Here is a 13,018-nt window from a genome sequence, read left to right on the forward strand (position 1 = left end):
ATCACTTCTTGGTCGGCTCGGGCTTGTTGACCTTCACCGATTCCTGGCCGACCTTGTCGGCGTCGAGCGCCTTCTCGGGGGCCTCGTTGACGATGGTCGAGCCGTCCGAAGCGGTGAACTGCTTCTTGAACTCGGTCACGGCGTCGACCACGCGACGCTGGGCGTCGTCACCGAACTGCTTGGTCTCGACGATCGAGCCCAGCAGGTCGGAGTGGTTGCGGCGCAGCGAGTCCTTGAAGTCGGCCACGAAGCGGCGAATGTCGGCGACGGGGACGTCGTCCAGGTGGCCCTTGGTCGCGGCGAAGATCTCGACGACCTGCTCCTCGACGGGGACCGGGGAGTACTGGCCCTGCTTGAGCAGCTCGACCAGACGGGCACCGCGGTCCAGCTGGGCGCGCGACGCGGCGTCGAGGTCGGACGCGAACGCGGAGAAGGCCTCCAGCTCGCGGAACTGCGACAGGTCGAGGCGCAGCGAGCCCGCGACCGACTTCATCGCCTTGATCTGCGCGGCACCACCGACGCGGGAGACCGAGATACCCACGTTGACGGCCGGGCGGACACCGGCGTTGAACAGGTCGGACTCGAGGAAGCACTGACCGTCGGTGATCGAGATGACGTTGGTCGGGATGTACGCCGACACGTCGTTCGCCTTGGTCTCGATGATCGGGAGACCCGTCATCGAGCCGCCGCCCATCTCGTCCGACAGCTTCGCGCAACGCTCGAGGAGACGCGAGTGCAAGTAGAAGACGTCGCCGGGGTAGGCCTCGCGGCCCGGCGGGCGGCGCAGCAGCAGCGAGATGGCGCGGTACGCCTCGGCCTGCTTGGTCAGGTCGTCGAAGATGATCAGGACGTGCTTGCCCTGGTACATCCAGTGCTGGCCGATGGAGGAACCGGTGTACGGCGCCAGCCACTTGAAGCCCGCGGAGTCAGAAGCGGGGGCGGCGACGATCGTCGTGTACTCGAGCGCGCCCGCCTCCTCCAGCGCGGTCTTGACGCCCGCGATGGTGGAGCCCTTCTGGCCGATGGCGACGTAGACGCAGCGGACCTGCTGCTTGGGGTCGCCCGACTCCCAGGCCTTCTTCTGGTTGATGATCGTGTCGATGCAGACCGCGGTCTTGCCGGTCTTGCGGTCACCGATGATCAGCTGACGCTGACCGCGGCCGATCGGGGTCATCGCGTCGATGGCCTTGATGCCGGTCTGCATCGGCTCGGACACCGGCTGGCGCTGCAGCACGGATGCGGCCTGCAGCTCCAGGGCGCGGTTGTCGTCGGCGACGATGTCACCGAGGCCGTCGATCGGCTGACCCAGCGGGTTGACGACGCGACCGAGGAAGCCGTCGCCGACCGGCACGGAGAGGACCTTGCCCGTCCGGCGGACCTCCTGGCCCTCTTCGATCTTGTCGTAGTCACCGAGGATGACCGCACCGATGTTGCGGACCTCGAGGTTCAGGGCGACACCGAGGACGCCGCCGGGGAACTCGAGCAGCTCGTTGGTCATCGTGCCCGGAAGGCCTTCGACGATGGCGATGCCGTCGTAGGTCTCGGAGACGGTACCGACCTCTTCCCGGCTGACCTCCGGGGAGTAGCTCGAGACGTACTTCTCGATCGCACTGCGGATCTCGTCCGACGAGATCGTCAGCTCCGCCATGTCGTTCCTGCTCTCACTTCTTCGTTCTTGGGAAAGGGATCGGGGGCTAGCTGGCGAGATTGCGGCGCAGTGCCGCCAACCGGCCGGCGATGCTTCCGTCGATGATCTCGTCGCCGATCTTGATCGTGAGACCGCCGGCCAGGGCCGGGTCGACCTCGACGTGCAGCGCGATCGGGCGCGAGTAGATCGTGGTCAGCGTCGCGGTCAAGCGGTCGATCTGCTCGGCGGTCAGCTCCACCGCGGACTTCACGTGCGCGACGGAACGCTGACGGCGCTTGGCCGCCAGGTCGGCGAGCTCGGAGAGACCGTCCGCGACGCGCACCCCGCGGGGGTGGCGGACCAGCTGGTCCACGAGCGTCCTAGTGACCGGGCTGACCTTCCCCTGGATCAGGGAGCCGACCAGCGCGACCTTGCCGGCGACGTCGCCGGCGGGGTCCGCCAGCACCAGCTCGAGCTCGTTCGAACCGGCCACGATGCGGCCGAGGCGGAACAGCTCGTCCTCGGTCGAGTCGAGCTGGCCGTCACGCTCGGCGCGCACCAGCAGCGTGGTGCGGGCGAGCGACTCGACACCGTCGACGAGCTCGCGCGGGCTGGACCAGCGCGCGGTCACGACGGCGACTAGGATCTGCAGGGTCGCGTCGCTCACCTTGCCCGCGAACAGGCCGCGAGCCAGGTGCTCACGACCGGCCGCCTCGGACGAGGCGTCGGCGAGCGCGCCGCGCAGCGAGCGCTGCCCGATCAGCAGGCCGAGCACGGAGAAGAGCTCCTCGCCGAGCTTGGCGAGGTCGTCCGTCGACGTGGTGGCGTCCGCCAGCTCCAGCAGCCGCAGTTCCGCGGCTGCCAGAGCTTCACGACTTGCGGCATGCAACGTCATCGGCAGCCTCTACTTGCTCGCGGGCGCCGCGACGGCGTCCAGCTCGTTGAGGAAGCGGTCGACGGTGCCGCGGCGGCGGGACTCGTCCTCGAGGGACTCGCCCACGACCTTGCTCGCCAGCTCGACCGCGGTGCGGCCGAGGTCGGCGCGCAGCTCCGCGACGATCTGTGCGCGCTGGGCGTCCAGCTGGTGCTGGCCCTGCGCGACGATGCGCGCGGACTCGGCCTGCGCCTGCTCACGCAGCTCCTCGACGATCTGCAGGCCCTCGGCCCGGGCGTCGTCGCGGATGCGCGCGGCCTCGGCGCGAGCCTCGGACAGCTGCTCCTTGTACTGCTCGAGAGCACGCTGAGCCTCGGCCTGGGCCTGCTCCGCCTTCTCGATGCCACCCTCGATCTTGGCCGTCCGCTCCTCGTACAACGCCTCGAAGCGCGGTGAGACGAACTTCTTGACGACGAAGAGGAGGAGCAGGAACGCGACGAGACCGAGGATGATCTCCGAGGTGTGCGGAAGGACCGGGTTGACCGGACCCTCCGCTGCCAGGATGAGGGTGTCCATCACGCGGGTTCTCCTAACGCGTTGAAGGGTTAGGTCAGGCCGCGGTCGCGATGAAGTACACGACGAAGCCGATCAGCGCGAGGACCTCGACGATGGCGAAGGTGGTCCACGCGAGGCTGAGCAGCACGCCGCGGGCCTCGGGCTGGCGGGCGGTGCCGCTGATGACCGAGGAGAAGATCAGGCCGACACCGATGCCGGGGCCGATCGCGGCGAGGCCGTAACCGATGGCCGCAAGACCCGGGTTGATGTTTCCGTCGAAGGCCTGGGCGATCTGGAGAGCGCTCACTGTTGCTGTTCCCTTTCCAACTCGGCCCGCGAGTGTTCGCGGATCGGAGGCTTTGTGGTGCGGTTACTCAGTGCTCTTCTGCCAGCGCCATGCCGATGTAGCTGGCAGACAGCAGCGCGAAGATGTAGGCCTGCAGGCACATGATCAGTGCCTCCAGGAAGGTCAGCGCGATGGCGAAGGCGAAGGACACCGGCGCCACGATGACGGTGATCCCGCCATTGAGCAGCAGGAACTCACCGGCCAGGGTGAAGACCAGCAGCAGGAGGTGACCCGCGAACATTGCGGCGAAAACTCGGATCGCCAGCGTGAGCGGGTTCAGGATGAACTTCTGGAAGAACTCGATCGGAATCAGCAGCGGGAGCACGAACCACGGCGCGCCCGGCGGAACCGTCTGGTGCTTCAAGTAGCCCACGAAACCGTGCCGCTTGAACCCGACGAAGTGGTACACCGGGTAAACGACGAACAGCGAAACGGCGAGCGGGAAGCCGATGTGCGACATCGTGGGGAACTGCACGATCGGGATCAGCCCGAACAGGTTGTTCACCAGGACGAAGCAGAAGATGGTGAGGATCAGCGGGATGAAGGGCTTGAAGTCCTTCCCGCCGATCTGCTCCCGGGCGATGTTGTTGCGCCCGAAGTCGTAAAGCGACTCGGCGGCGAACTGGAACTTCCCGGGAACGACCTTGAGGTTGCGGGTCGCCACAATGAAGAAGACGGCGATGATCACGATGGACAGCACCAGCAGGACCATCGGCTTCGTGACCGAGCCGAAGATCGGCGGGAGGAAGAAGTCCTTCACGCCGGGAGCGACGAACTCGCCCCCCGAAGCCAGCAACTTGGTCACTGTGTTCCTTCCGGTTCTCCCGGCCGGCGTTCACTCCGCCGGGGGAATCGTCACGATCTGGACTTAACGTACCTTACGGTTCGCAAGCGACTACCAGAGGCACCCCTGCTATCGGGTGTCCCTGGTCACGCGGACCATAGCAGCAGGTCTAGGCGCCTTCGGAGGCGGGGACCACCATCTGACTACGGCTCCGCTTGGAGGCTCTGGCCTCCAGGTACGACGTCACGAGCACCGTCGCCACCAGGGTGATTCCGAGCGCCTTGGGTTCGAGCCACGACTGGTTGCGCAGCAAGATCACCGCGAGTAGCAGCACGAGCAGCTTGCCCATGAATCCACCCAGTGCGGCGACCATCACGAACATCGGGTCGAGACTCGCCGTCTTGCGCATCAACAACAGCGTCGCAAGGCTCGAAAGGATGGCGATCGCACCACCGATCAACGACCCGTAGAGACCAGCGGTCCCCCAGATCACAGTTGACACGACCACACCGAGAACAAACGTGCCGAGTGCGGCCCACGCGGCCGCCCGGAACATTTCCCCGGCGAGCCGCTGGACGACCAGCTCATGCGTGACGGCCTTGTCCGCGTCGCTCATGTCCCGAAGTGTAGGAACCCGCATTCCAGCACCTGCGGGCAGCCCCTCATCACCGGTTGAGCGGCCCCAAACAAGATGCCGTGTCAATTTCCCGGCCGCACAGGATCTGTTCGTGGAACTCCGTCAACCGCGCCGTCCGGGCCGCACACCCAACTCGTCCGCGAACATCCGGTGAACAACTCGGTAGATCTCCAGGGCTTCCGCCGCGCACGCCGTTCGGGCACCAGTTCACGGTGCGCGCCCGGCCCGATGTCCAGCTCGATCTTGAACCCGATCTGACCTGTTGCGTCAGGACTTGCTGCGGGCGTCCCTGAGCCGGGGGATCACCGAGACCACGAACGTCACGATCAACCCGATGACGAAGCACGTGGCCACGATGATCGGGTCGAAGAGCGTGAGAGCGACCGCGCCGAACGCCAGCACACCGGCCCACAAGTAGATGAGCAGGACGGCACGGCGCTGCGAGTGCCCGATCTCCAGCAACCGGTGGTGCAGGTGCATCTTGTCCGGGGAGAACGGGCTCTCGCCGCGGCGCGTGCGGCGGATGATGGCCATCAGCAGGTCGAGCAGCGGCACGAACAGCACCGCGGCGACCACGATCAGCGGCGAGAGCAGACCGAGCAGGTCGGCCGCGCTGCCGGTGGACTGGTTGATCTTGCCGGACGCGCTGGTGGTGGCGGCGGCGAGCATGAGGCCGATGAGCATGGAGCCCGAGTCGCCCATGAAGATGCGCGCGGGGTTGAAGTTGTGCGGCAGGAAGCCCAGGCACGCGCCCGCGAGCACAGCGGCGATCAGGGCCGGCGGGTAGGCCTCGACGGCTCCCTGGCGTTCGACGAGCAGGCCGATCGAGAACGCGGCCGTGGCGGCTGCGGCGATGAGACCGATGCCGGCGGCGAGGCCGTCGAGGCCGTCGACGAAGTTCATCGCGTTGATCATGGTGACCGCGAGCAGCACGGTCAGGAGCGCGCCCTGGTTCTGGTCGAGCGAGATGGTCGCGCCGCCGTCCCACGGCACCCACGCGATCATCCACTGCAGACCGAACAGCACGAGGATGCCCGCCGCCGTGACCTGACCGGCGAGCTTGGTGAGCGAGTCGAGCTCGAACCTGTCGTCGATCGCGCCCACGAGCACGATGACGCCGCCCGCGACGATGACGCCCCACGGGTCGTTGGAGAAGTCGAACGCCGCCCGCAGCACCGGCAACTGGTGCGCCACGAACATGCCGGCCAGCACGCCGCCGTAGATGGCGACACCACCCATGCGCGGCATCGGCTGCACGTGCACGTCTCGTTGCCGCGGGTAGGCGACCGCCCCGAGCCGGAACGCCATCGCGCGCACCAGACCCACGAGCAAGAACGTCACGACGGCAGCGATCAACGCGACGAGCAGGTACTCGCGCACGGGAAGGACGAACGAGGATGCGGGCCCCACGGGCCTACCAATCAATCGGGGGTGTTCGGGGTGCTCACCACGGTACTCGCGGCGACCATGATCAATTCTGGCAGCCGCCGGCTACCGCGCGACCTCGACCTCGATGCCGAGCACCTCGTTGACGTCTTCCTTGGTGACCGCGCCCTCGCGCAGGATCAGCGCGTCGGGCCCGGTGAGGTCGACGATGGTGGACGCGACGTTCTCGCCGCTGAGCCCACCGTCGAGGTACACGGGCACGGCATCCCCGAGCTGGTCACGAGCCTCCTGCGCACTGGACGCGGGCGCGTGCCCGGTCTTGTTCGCGCTGGACACGGCCATCGGCCCAACGTCCCGGAGGAGTTCCAGCGCGACGGGGTGCAACGGCATCCGCAACATCACCGTGCCGCGCGTCTGCCCCAGATCCCACGCAAGGCTGGGCGCGTGCGGCAGCACGATGCTCAACCCACCGGGCCAGAACGCCTCGATGAGCGCCCGAGCCTGCCGGGGAACGCTGAGAACCAGCCCGTCGATGGTGGTCCAGGACCCGACCAGAACGGGCACGGGCATGTCGGGCCCGCGCCCCTTGGCATCGAGAAGACTCCGGACGGCTTCGGCGTCGAACGCGTCGCAGCCGATCCCGTAGACGGTGTCGGTGGGCAGGACGACGAGGCGTCCGCTCCGCACCGCACCGGCGGCGGCGGCAAGTCCGGCCGCGCGGTTGTCCGGTTCGCTGCAGTCGTAGACCGTGCTCACCTCGCTGAGCCTAGCCAGCCTCCCCGGCCGGGTGACGCAAGGCCTGCCTTGTCACGACCGCAGACCCGTGTCCTCGTTCTCACTTGGAGCACCTGAACGCCCTCCGACCAGGCAAGGTTTCAGCTCAAACGGGTTGAGTAGTTCAACGCATCCCCCAAACGGACGCGCAACTGTAAGGTCATGGGCCGACCACAGAGCGCAATGGGGGAGGTCGAGCTTCTGTGTCCGAGGAAGTGGTGACGAGCGGCAAGACCGGCAGCTTCGCCGAGAGGGCGTCCGGGGGCACTTGGGACGGCATCTTCAGCGGCGGCCTGACCGCCATCATGGACGCCGGCAAAGCGGTGGCTGTAGCTGTGGAGACCCAGCAGCTGTCCGTCGACCCGCAACTGGTCGACGCGATGATCAAAAAGTTGAACGCGATGAAGGACGCGATCGACGACGTCCAGCAGAGAGCTGCGGACCTCAGCGTCGACGCCAAGCTCGGAGGGGGCTACGCCGAGCAGATCAGCCAGAACAACAGGACCTTCGGCCGAGCCGCGCAACAGACGCTCAAGGACATGGCCAAGGCGATCGACGACCTGAAGGTCCAGATCGAGAAGAGCCGCGCCTCCTACGCAGCAGCCGATCAAGGCTCTGCCGACTCGCTCAAGAAACTCGACGGGAAATGATGAAGCGCATCCTCATCGCCGCGATCGGCCTGGTCGCCCTCAGCGCTGGGTGTACCGGCAAGACGGTCGGCGGCGATCCAGCTCCCACAAGTGGTGGCGCCACGCCCACCACCAATTCCACCTCCGCGTCGGGGCTGGAGGCGGTCAAACCGTGTGATCTCCTCACCGAAACCGAGGTCTCCGGACTGGGACTGACCTACCCCGGCACGGCGTCACAGGTCGGAACCTCAGACGGGTGCGCCTGGAACATCAGCGGCAACGGAGGTCTGCGGGCCGGCATCCGCAGCAAGTCGGGACTCAAGGACCTGAACCTCGACGGCGACAAGGTCACCCAGCTCAAGATCGGCAAGTACGACGCGACCAAGGTCGAGGCACAAGACGGCGCCAAGAACATCTGCACCTTCGCGATCGGTGTGAGTGAGTCGTCTTCGGTGGTGGTGATCGGAAACCTCACGGCAACCTCGGAGGACACCGCTGCCGCCTGCGAGCGGTCCTCCAAGGCCGCCGAACTGATCGCACCGAAACTGCCGTAACGCCACCAGAGGGGGGATCTCATGGCGCCCGTCAAACCCGCCGTTCCGCATCCGAGCGCGAACTATCCAGGCCAGCAGCATGAAGAAATGAAGAAGCTGGTCACCGAGAAGTACGACCCGAACGCGGCGAACCAGGTGATCGACGCCTGGGGCGAGCTCGGCGGCCGCTTCAAGGAGCTGGCGACCGACTTCAGCATTCTGGTCAACGGCTCGCAGTCGGCGTGGACCGGCAGGGCGGCCGAGGGGGTACGGGCCGCCCTCGGCAAGGTGGGGACGTTCGCCGGATCAACGGGTGACGGCTTCGTGCGCACCTCGGATGCCATTGCGCAGCAACGAGATGCGGCCGTCCAGGCGAATCACAGCATGCCCGAGCCGGTCAAGTTCAGCCCCATGGACACGTTGAAGAAGTTCGCGGTCCCCGCGGTCATCTTCCCGCCGGCCATGGTCGGCGCCCCCTTCGAGATGATGGCGCAGCACAGCGCGCAACAAGAGGCCAAGGCCGAAGCCGTCCAGGTCATGCAGACGCGTGACAGCACGATGATGGCCGCCGCGATGTCCATGCCCACCATGGAGTCCCCGCCACAGGTCACGCAGGACCAGGGCGTCACGCAGACGAGCAGCAGCACGAGTTCGCAAAGCCTGAGCAACGGCAACGCCAACCAGCGCTTCAGCAACAACAACTCGGGCATGCCGTCGATGCCTTCGAGCTCCAGCAACGGCACCACCAATGCCGCGTGGACCGCGCCTCAGGTCAAGGACCCGTCTTTGCAGTCCGGCGTCAACAACCAGAACAACCCCGGCGGCCAGAACCGGCCGCCGTTCACGCCGCCCGGGATGTTGCCGCCCGGCATGCGTCCACCCGGTGGCGGGCAGGGGCGGCCTCCCGGTGGCGGACCGGGCATGCGTCCCGGCGGACCTGGAGGCGGCCTCGGAGGCGGCGGTGCCGGTGGCGGCCGCGGCACGGGTCCCGGCGGCATGGCCGGCGTGGGCGGTTCGGGTCGTGGCATGGGCAGCTTCGGGCCCGCCACCCCCGGTGGCAGCGCGGGTGTCGCGGGCGGTCCTGGTGGCGCCGCGGGTGCTGCCGGCGCCGGTGCCGCGGGTCGTGGTGCGGCGGGTGCCGGTGGCATGGGTGCCGGGGGTGGCGCCGGTGCCGGCCAGGGTGGCGAGGAGGACAAGGAGCACAAGTCGAACTACCTGCTGCCCACAGACGAGTTCTTCGACGACGATCGCATGGTCGCGCCGCCGGTGATCGGCGGATGAGGCAGATCGCGCAGCTCTCCCTGCCCGCCTTCGAGGTCCTCTGGGAGGACCTGCGGGCGGGGAGCGTCCCGTACCCCTTCGAGATCAGTCAGCACGGCGAGACGCTCGACGAGCGCGCTCGGATCAAGACTGCCGTGCACGCCGACCTCGAACGCCGCAACCTCGCTCGGCGCGGACGGCCGGAGCCGGACCTCGAGGACGCGCTGAACCTGTTGGCGCGTCCCGATCTCCGCGTCGTCGCGCTGTGCATCCCGGACTTGGGCCAGCAGAAACTGGTGCGCGCCAGCGTGGTGGCCCGTGGCGGTTACGCGGTGCTGGTGACGCAGGAGGACGCCGGCATGACGCTGAACCTGCTGCAGCCCAACGAGATCGCCACCAGCCTGGCGAACGCCATGCCCTCGGGCAGACCCGGGCCGGGCAAGCTCGTCACGGTGCCAGCCGAGGCCTTCGAAAGCCGGCCGCAGCACCAGGAAGGCTTCCGGCAGGCGGTCCGCACGATGGAGAACGACGACGTCCGCGTCGCCAAGCAGATGCTGACCGGCCCCGCCATCGGCAACGGCCACTTCCTCGTGCAGATGGGCCAGGGCCGCACCAGGCGGGACTTCCCGCCGGTCACCTGGATCGACACGCGGCAGGGCCGGTACTCCAACGTCGAGACCCGCAAGGGCTGGTTCACGATCAGCCCCACCGACAACGTCGGGCTGGCACGCCACCTAGGGCAGGTCCTCGCGATGACGAGCGAACGATGAACCCCGAGAAGATGATCGCGGACCTGGAGTCCCGAGCACAGCAGCTCCAGCAACGCTCCCAGCAGATGCAGGAGCAGATCCAGCAGGCCAGCAGCACCGTCACCTCCCCCAACGAGGCGGTGACCGTCCAGGTCGCACCGAACGGCGCGCTGCAGCACATCGAGTTCTCGCCCGCCGCGATGCGTCTGACGCACGTGCAACTGGGTCAGCTCGTGATGCAGACCGTGCAGAAGGCGCAGATCCAGTCCGCCGAGCAGGTGGCGTCCATCGTGGAGCCCGAGTTCGGCGGCACCGAGGCGATGGACTTCCTGCGCAGCTTCATCCCGCAGCCGGAGGAAGGGGAGCCGCCGCCACCGCCCGCTGAAGAGGGTCAGGTGATGCGTGAGGTGTCGTGGCACGAACCCGCGCAGAAGCCGCAGCCGAGACCGCAGCGCCCGGCGGAGGACGACGAGGACGGCTTCGGGAGTGTGCTCCGGTGAGCGGCTTCGAGGTCAATCCCGGTGAGCTGCACTCGTTCGCCAAAGACCAGTTCAGCCGCCAGCAGGCTCTGGAAGCGGCTGCGGACAAGGCTTCCAGCGTGAACCTCGGCGGCGACACCTTCGGCGTTCTCCTGCAGTTCTTCGCCTTCGAAGCCGAAGACTCGGCGGCCAAGACGGTCGAGGCGATCCGCAAGCTCGCTGGTGGCGTGGGTGATGCCGCGGAGACCACCAAGACGACAGCAACGTTCTACGAGCTGAACGAGGACGCCAACCGCCACCGGTTCGGAGGTTCCCGATGACCTTCACGTCGTTGAAGGGCGGCCAGGACTGGGACGACCCGGACAACTTCGCCGGCGCGGGAGTCTTCGAGTCCTTGGCGCAGACGGTCGACTCGATGGGGAGGCTCGGCGAAGGCGACGCGGCCGAACTGGGACTCAACGCGGCCGCGCTCGGCCTCGACGCGCTCGGCGTGTTCATGGATCCGGTCGGAGCGCTGGCGACGGCGGGGATCGGCTGGCTCATCGAGCACCTCAGCTTCCTGCGTGAGCCGCTGGACTGGCTCGCGGGCAACGGCGACAAGATCAAGGCCGCGGTGGGCACGTGGAACCAGGTGTCGCTCGCGATCGCTCAGATCGCGGACGAGCAGACCAGGGCCGTGCAGAACCAGGTCGGGTCGTGGCAGGAGGCGGCGGCCGAACGCTTCCGGTCGAGCCAGAACCGGCTGGCCGACGAGATGACGGCGGTCAGCAGGTCCTGCGCGGCGGTCGGCGAACAGGTCGCCACGGCGGGCACCATCACGGCCGCGGTGCGCGGCATGCTCCGCGACCTGATCGCGATGTTCATCTACGAGGTCATCCGGAACGCGATCATCGCGCTCGCGTCCTCCTACGTGTCGCTGGGCAGCTCGATCGCCGCGTTCTCGGCGTGGGCCGTCGGACGTGGCGCGGTGGTGCTCGGCAAGATCACTCAGCAGATCGCGAAGCTGGTGAAGGTGATCACCAGGATCGCCGGCAGGCTCAAGGACCTCTTCTCGAAACTGGGCGACGTGCTGGCGCGGTTGGCCCGATTCGGCAAGGGCGGAGGCGCTGCAGACGTGCCGAACGCCCCTACCCCCAAGGCGGACGCGTTGAGCGACGCGGGCAAGCGGCTGGAGGATTGGGGCCGGACGCGTCCTGCGGCCGGCGAGGCGCTCGACGAACTCAAGCAAGCCGGGCGCGAGTTCAAGGACGGCTACGGGAACGCCGGCAACACCTGGAAGAACAAGTATGAAGAGCCGTACAGCCAGAACGTTCCTTCCAAGCCGTGGCAGCAGGAGGCGGTCGACGCCTACACGCCGTTCAAGCCGATCACCAAGGCCGACGGTTCCGTCACCCCTCACTCGGTGCCGAACGTCATGGACGGCGGCTACCAGATCAAGCTGGGCGCGGACGTCCTTCGCGAAACCTCCAAGCAGGACGAACTGCAGTCCCAAGGTGTCCCGGAGGACCAGAAGAAAGCGTTCGAACGACAGCAGGGATACCTGGACCTGTGACCTCCTCAACCGACGAGCCGCGCCGCAACGGACGAACGGGCTGGGCCGTACTCCTGATCGCCGCACTCGCTTCTGCCATCGCAGCACCAGTTTTCGCGATCAAGGGTGACCTGACATCACTTCTGGCCATCGCCATCGCGTTGGTGAGTGGTGGCACTGCCTGGTTCGCGACGGCACGGCTGCGGCCGTGGAGCCGTACTTCCGCGTGGGCGTTGCTTGTGGTCGTTGCAATCGCGTTCGTGTCATCGATGGGAATGAAGTCCTTGTGGCTCTCGGTGTACGGAGAGTCCCTGAACGGTTGTGTGGTGACCAAGGAGTCGTCCCACACCCCTCGTCGATCGCCGACCTACTTCTGGAACGACCTGAAATGCGGCTCTCAGCAGATCACCTACTACCCCAGCTCCGGCCACTCGACGAAGCCCGTCGGCGAGAAAGTCGATCTCGTCGTCGACCGCACCGCTCTCGGGGGCTACGCAGAGCCGGACAAGGTCAAGCCCCTGTTCAGCGCGCTGGTGGGTGTCGCTGGGGTGGCCGGTGCCGTGTTCGCGGGCCTCGTGCTGTGGTGGCCTGCGCGGAAACCCTCGAAACGCCCGCAAAAGCCCCAAGTCGATCGAGGCTTCCTGTAGATGGGGACGGGCAACGGCTGGACGGCCACGCGGTGAGTCTGTTCGTCATGGACGTCGCGGGGTTCGTCGCCAACGGCGCGGGTTCACGTCGGACCTCGAAGCCCTCGTCTGCGTGGCGATTTCGTCTGACCTGCCGGGTGCCGTTCGGCAGGCGCACACGCGGTCACGCGCGAGGCGGCGGTTCCTCGAGCGCGTGACCGCGTGCCC

General features: G+C 67.3%; 16 protein-coding genes and 1 pseudogene. 8 read left to right on the plus strand and 9 right to left on the minus strand.

Translation table 11 applies throughout. The features are described 5' to 3' along the window. Position 1: 1 nt before the first annotated feature. The 9 genes and pseudogenes from atpA to IEY88_RS08365 all read right to left on the minus strand — a co-directional run bounded on the left by atpA (position 2) and on the right by IEY88_RS08365 (position 6,965). Complete coding sequence (gene atpA / locus IEY88_RS08330; protein WP_189154028.1) at positions 2-1,648, minus strand: F0F1 ATP synthase subunit alpha; 1,647 nt, start codon at positions 1,646-1,648, stop codon at positions 2-4. A 46-nt stretch (positions 1,649-1,694) separates the two neighbouring features. Then, positions 1,695-2,528 carry a F0F1 ATP synthase subunit delta gene (locus IEY88_RS08335; protein WP_189154524.1) on the minus strand — a complete coding sequence of 278 codons (834 nt, stop codon included), beginning with the start codon at positions 2,526-2,528 and terminating at the stop codon, positions 1,695-1,697. 3 nt (positions 2,529-2,531) lie between these two features. Then, positions 2,532-3,077 (minus strand): F0F1 ATP synthase subunit B, encoded by a 546-nt coding sequence (locus tag IEY88_RS08340; RefSeq protein ID WP_189154029.1) that lies wholly within the window; start codon positions 3,075-3,077, stop codon positions 2,532-2,534. Positions 3,078-3,111: 34 nt separating this feature from the next. Next, positions 3,112-3,363 (minus strand): ATP synthase subunit C-like protein, encoded by a 252-nt coding sequence (locus IEY88_RS08345; RefSeq protein ID WP_308425965.1) that lies wholly within the window; start codon positions 3,361-3,363, stop codon positions 3,112-3,114. Positions 3,364-3,430: 67 nt separating this feature from the next. Continuing rightward, entirely contained in the window at positions 3,431-4,207 is a 777-nt protein-coding gene (gene atpB, locus IEY88_RS08350) for a F0F1 ATP synthase subunit A (RefSeq protein ID WP_189154030.1), read from the minus strand. A gap of 148 nt (positions 4,208-4,355) precedes the next feature. Beyond that, positions 4,356-4,802 (minus strand): Cg1360 family ATP-synthase-associated protein, encoded by a 447-nt coding sequence (locus IEY88_RS08355; protein WP_189154031.1) that lies wholly within the window; start codon positions 4,800-4,802, stop codon positions 4,356-4,358. A 123-nt stretch (positions 4,803-4,925) separates the two neighbouring features. Further along, positions 4,926-5,012: pseudogene (locus IEY88_RS45430) on the minus strand (hypothetical protein); the annotation flags it as partial. A gap of 78 nt (positions 5,013-5,090) precedes the next feature. Further along, complete coding sequence (locus tag IEY88_RS08360) at positions 5,091-6,233, minus strand: glycosyltransferase family 4 protein (RefSeq protein WP_189154032.1); 1,143 nt, start codon at positions 6,231-6,233, stop codon at positions 5,091-5,093. Between the two features lie 81 nt (positions 6,234-6,314). Beyond that, entirely contained in the window at positions 6,315-6,965 is a 651-nt protein-coding gene (locus IEY88_RS08365) for an L-threonylcarbamoyladenylate synthase (protein ID WP_189154033.1), read from the minus strand. Between the two features lie 221 nt (positions 6,966-7,186). Between IEY88_RS08365 and IEY88_RS08370 the strand changes: the two genes are divergently transcribed. The 8 genes from IEY88_RS08370 (at position 7,187) to IEY88_RS08405 (ending at position 12,811) form a co-directional block, all read left to right on the plus strand. Beyond that, positions 7,187-7,633 carry a type VII secretion target gene (locus IEY88_RS08370; protein WP_189154034.1) on the plus strand — a complete coding sequence of 149 codons (447 nt, stop codon included), beginning with the start codon at positions 7,187-7,189 and terminating at the stop codon, positions 7,631-7,633. Next, the gene (locus IEY88_RS08375; RefSeq protein ID WP_189154035.1) at positions 7,630-8,166 is read left to right on the plus strand and encodes a DUF3558 domain-containing protein; all 537 of its coding nucleotides are present in this window, start codon (positions 7,630-7,632) and stop codon (positions 8,164-8,166) included. Before IEY88_RS08370 ends, IEY88_RS08375 begins: the two co-directional genes overlap by 4 nt. 87 nt (positions 8,167-8,253) lie before the next feature. Continuing rightward, positions 8,254-9,426 (plus strand): hypothetical protein, encoded by a 1,173-nt coding sequence (locus IEY88_RS08380; protein WP_189154036.1) that lies wholly within the window; start codon positions 8,254-8,256, stop codon positions 9,424-9,426. Continuing rightward, positions 9,423-10,175: an ESX secretion-associated protein EspG gene (locus IEY88_RS08385; protein WP_189154037.1), complete on the plus strand. Its 753-nt coding sequence runs from the start codon at positions 9,423-9,425 to the stop codon at positions 10,173-10,175. Before IEY88_RS08380 ends, IEY88_RS08385 begins: the two co-directional genes overlap by 4 nt. Next, positions 10,172-10,654 (plus strand): YbaB/EbfC family nucleoid-associated protein, encoded by a 483-nt coding sequence (locus IEY88_RS08390; RefSeq protein WP_189154038.1) that lies wholly within the window; start codon positions 10,172-10,174, stop codon positions 10,652-10,654. Before IEY88_RS08385 ends, IEY88_RS08390 begins: the two co-directional genes overlap by 4 nt. Continuing rightward, complete coding sequence (locus tag IEY88_RS08395; protein WP_189154039.1) at positions 10,651-10,953, plus strand: hypothetical protein; 303 nt, start codon at positions 10,651-10,653, stop codon at positions 10,951-10,953. Before IEY88_RS08390 ends, IEY88_RS08395 begins: the two co-directional genes overlap by 4 nt. After that, on the plus strand, positions 10,950-12,185 hold the full coding sequence (locus IEY88_RS08400; RefSeq protein WP_189154040.1) for a WXG100 family type VII secretion target: 1,236 nt from the start codon (positions 10,950-10,952) through the stop codon (positions 12,183-12,185). Before IEY88_RS08395 ends, IEY88_RS08400 begins: the two co-directional genes overlap by 4 nt. Beyond that, positions 12,182-12,811 (plus strand): hypothetical protein, encoded by a 630-nt coding sequence (locus tag IEY88_RS08405; protein WP_189154041.1) that lies wholly within the window; start codon positions 12,182-12,184, stop codon positions 12,809-12,811. Before IEY88_RS08400 ends, IEY88_RS08405 begins: the two co-directional genes overlap by 4 nt. Positions 12,812-13,018: the final 207 nt, after the last annotated feature.

Source organism: Lentzea pudingi (assembly GCF_014646255.1).
In the GTDB taxonomy this organism is placed as follows: Bacteria; Actinomycetota; Actinomycetes; order Mycobacteriales; family Pseudonocardiaceae; genus Lentzea; species Lentzea pudingi.

Coding starts and splice junctions, on each gene's coding strand:
- atpA (WP_189154028.1), bottom strand. CDS start 1,648: ATGGCGGAGCTGACGATCTCGTCGGACGAGATCCGCAGTGCGATCGAG.
- IEY88_RS08340 (WP_189154029.1), bottom strand. CDS start 3,077: ATGGACACCCTCATCCTGGCAGCGGAGGGTCCGGTCAACCCGGTCCTT.
- IEY88_RS08355 (WP_189154031.1), bottom strand. CDS start 4,802: ATGAGCGACGCGGACAAGGCCGTCACGCATGAGCTGGTCGTCCAGCGG.
- IEY88_RS08375 (WP_189154035.1), top strand. CDS start 7,630: ATGATGAAGCGCATCCTCATCGCCGCGATCGGCCTGGTCGCCCTCAGC.
- IEY88_RS08380 (WP_189154036.1), top strand. CDS start 8,254: ATGAAGAAGCTGGTCACCGAGAAGTACGACCCGAACGCGGCGAACCAG.
- IEY88_RS08385 (WP_189154037.1), top strand. CDS start 9,423: ATGAGGCAGATCGCGCAGCTCTCCCTGCCCGCCTTCGAGGTCCTCTGG.
- IEY88_RS08390 (WP_189154038.1), top strand. CDS start 10,172: ATGAACCCCGAGAAGATGATCGCGGACCTGGAGTCCCGAGCACAGCAG.
- IEY88_RS08400 (WP_189154040.1), top strand. CDS start 10,950: ATGACCTTCACGTCGTTGAAGGGCGGCCAGGACTGGGACGACCCGGAC.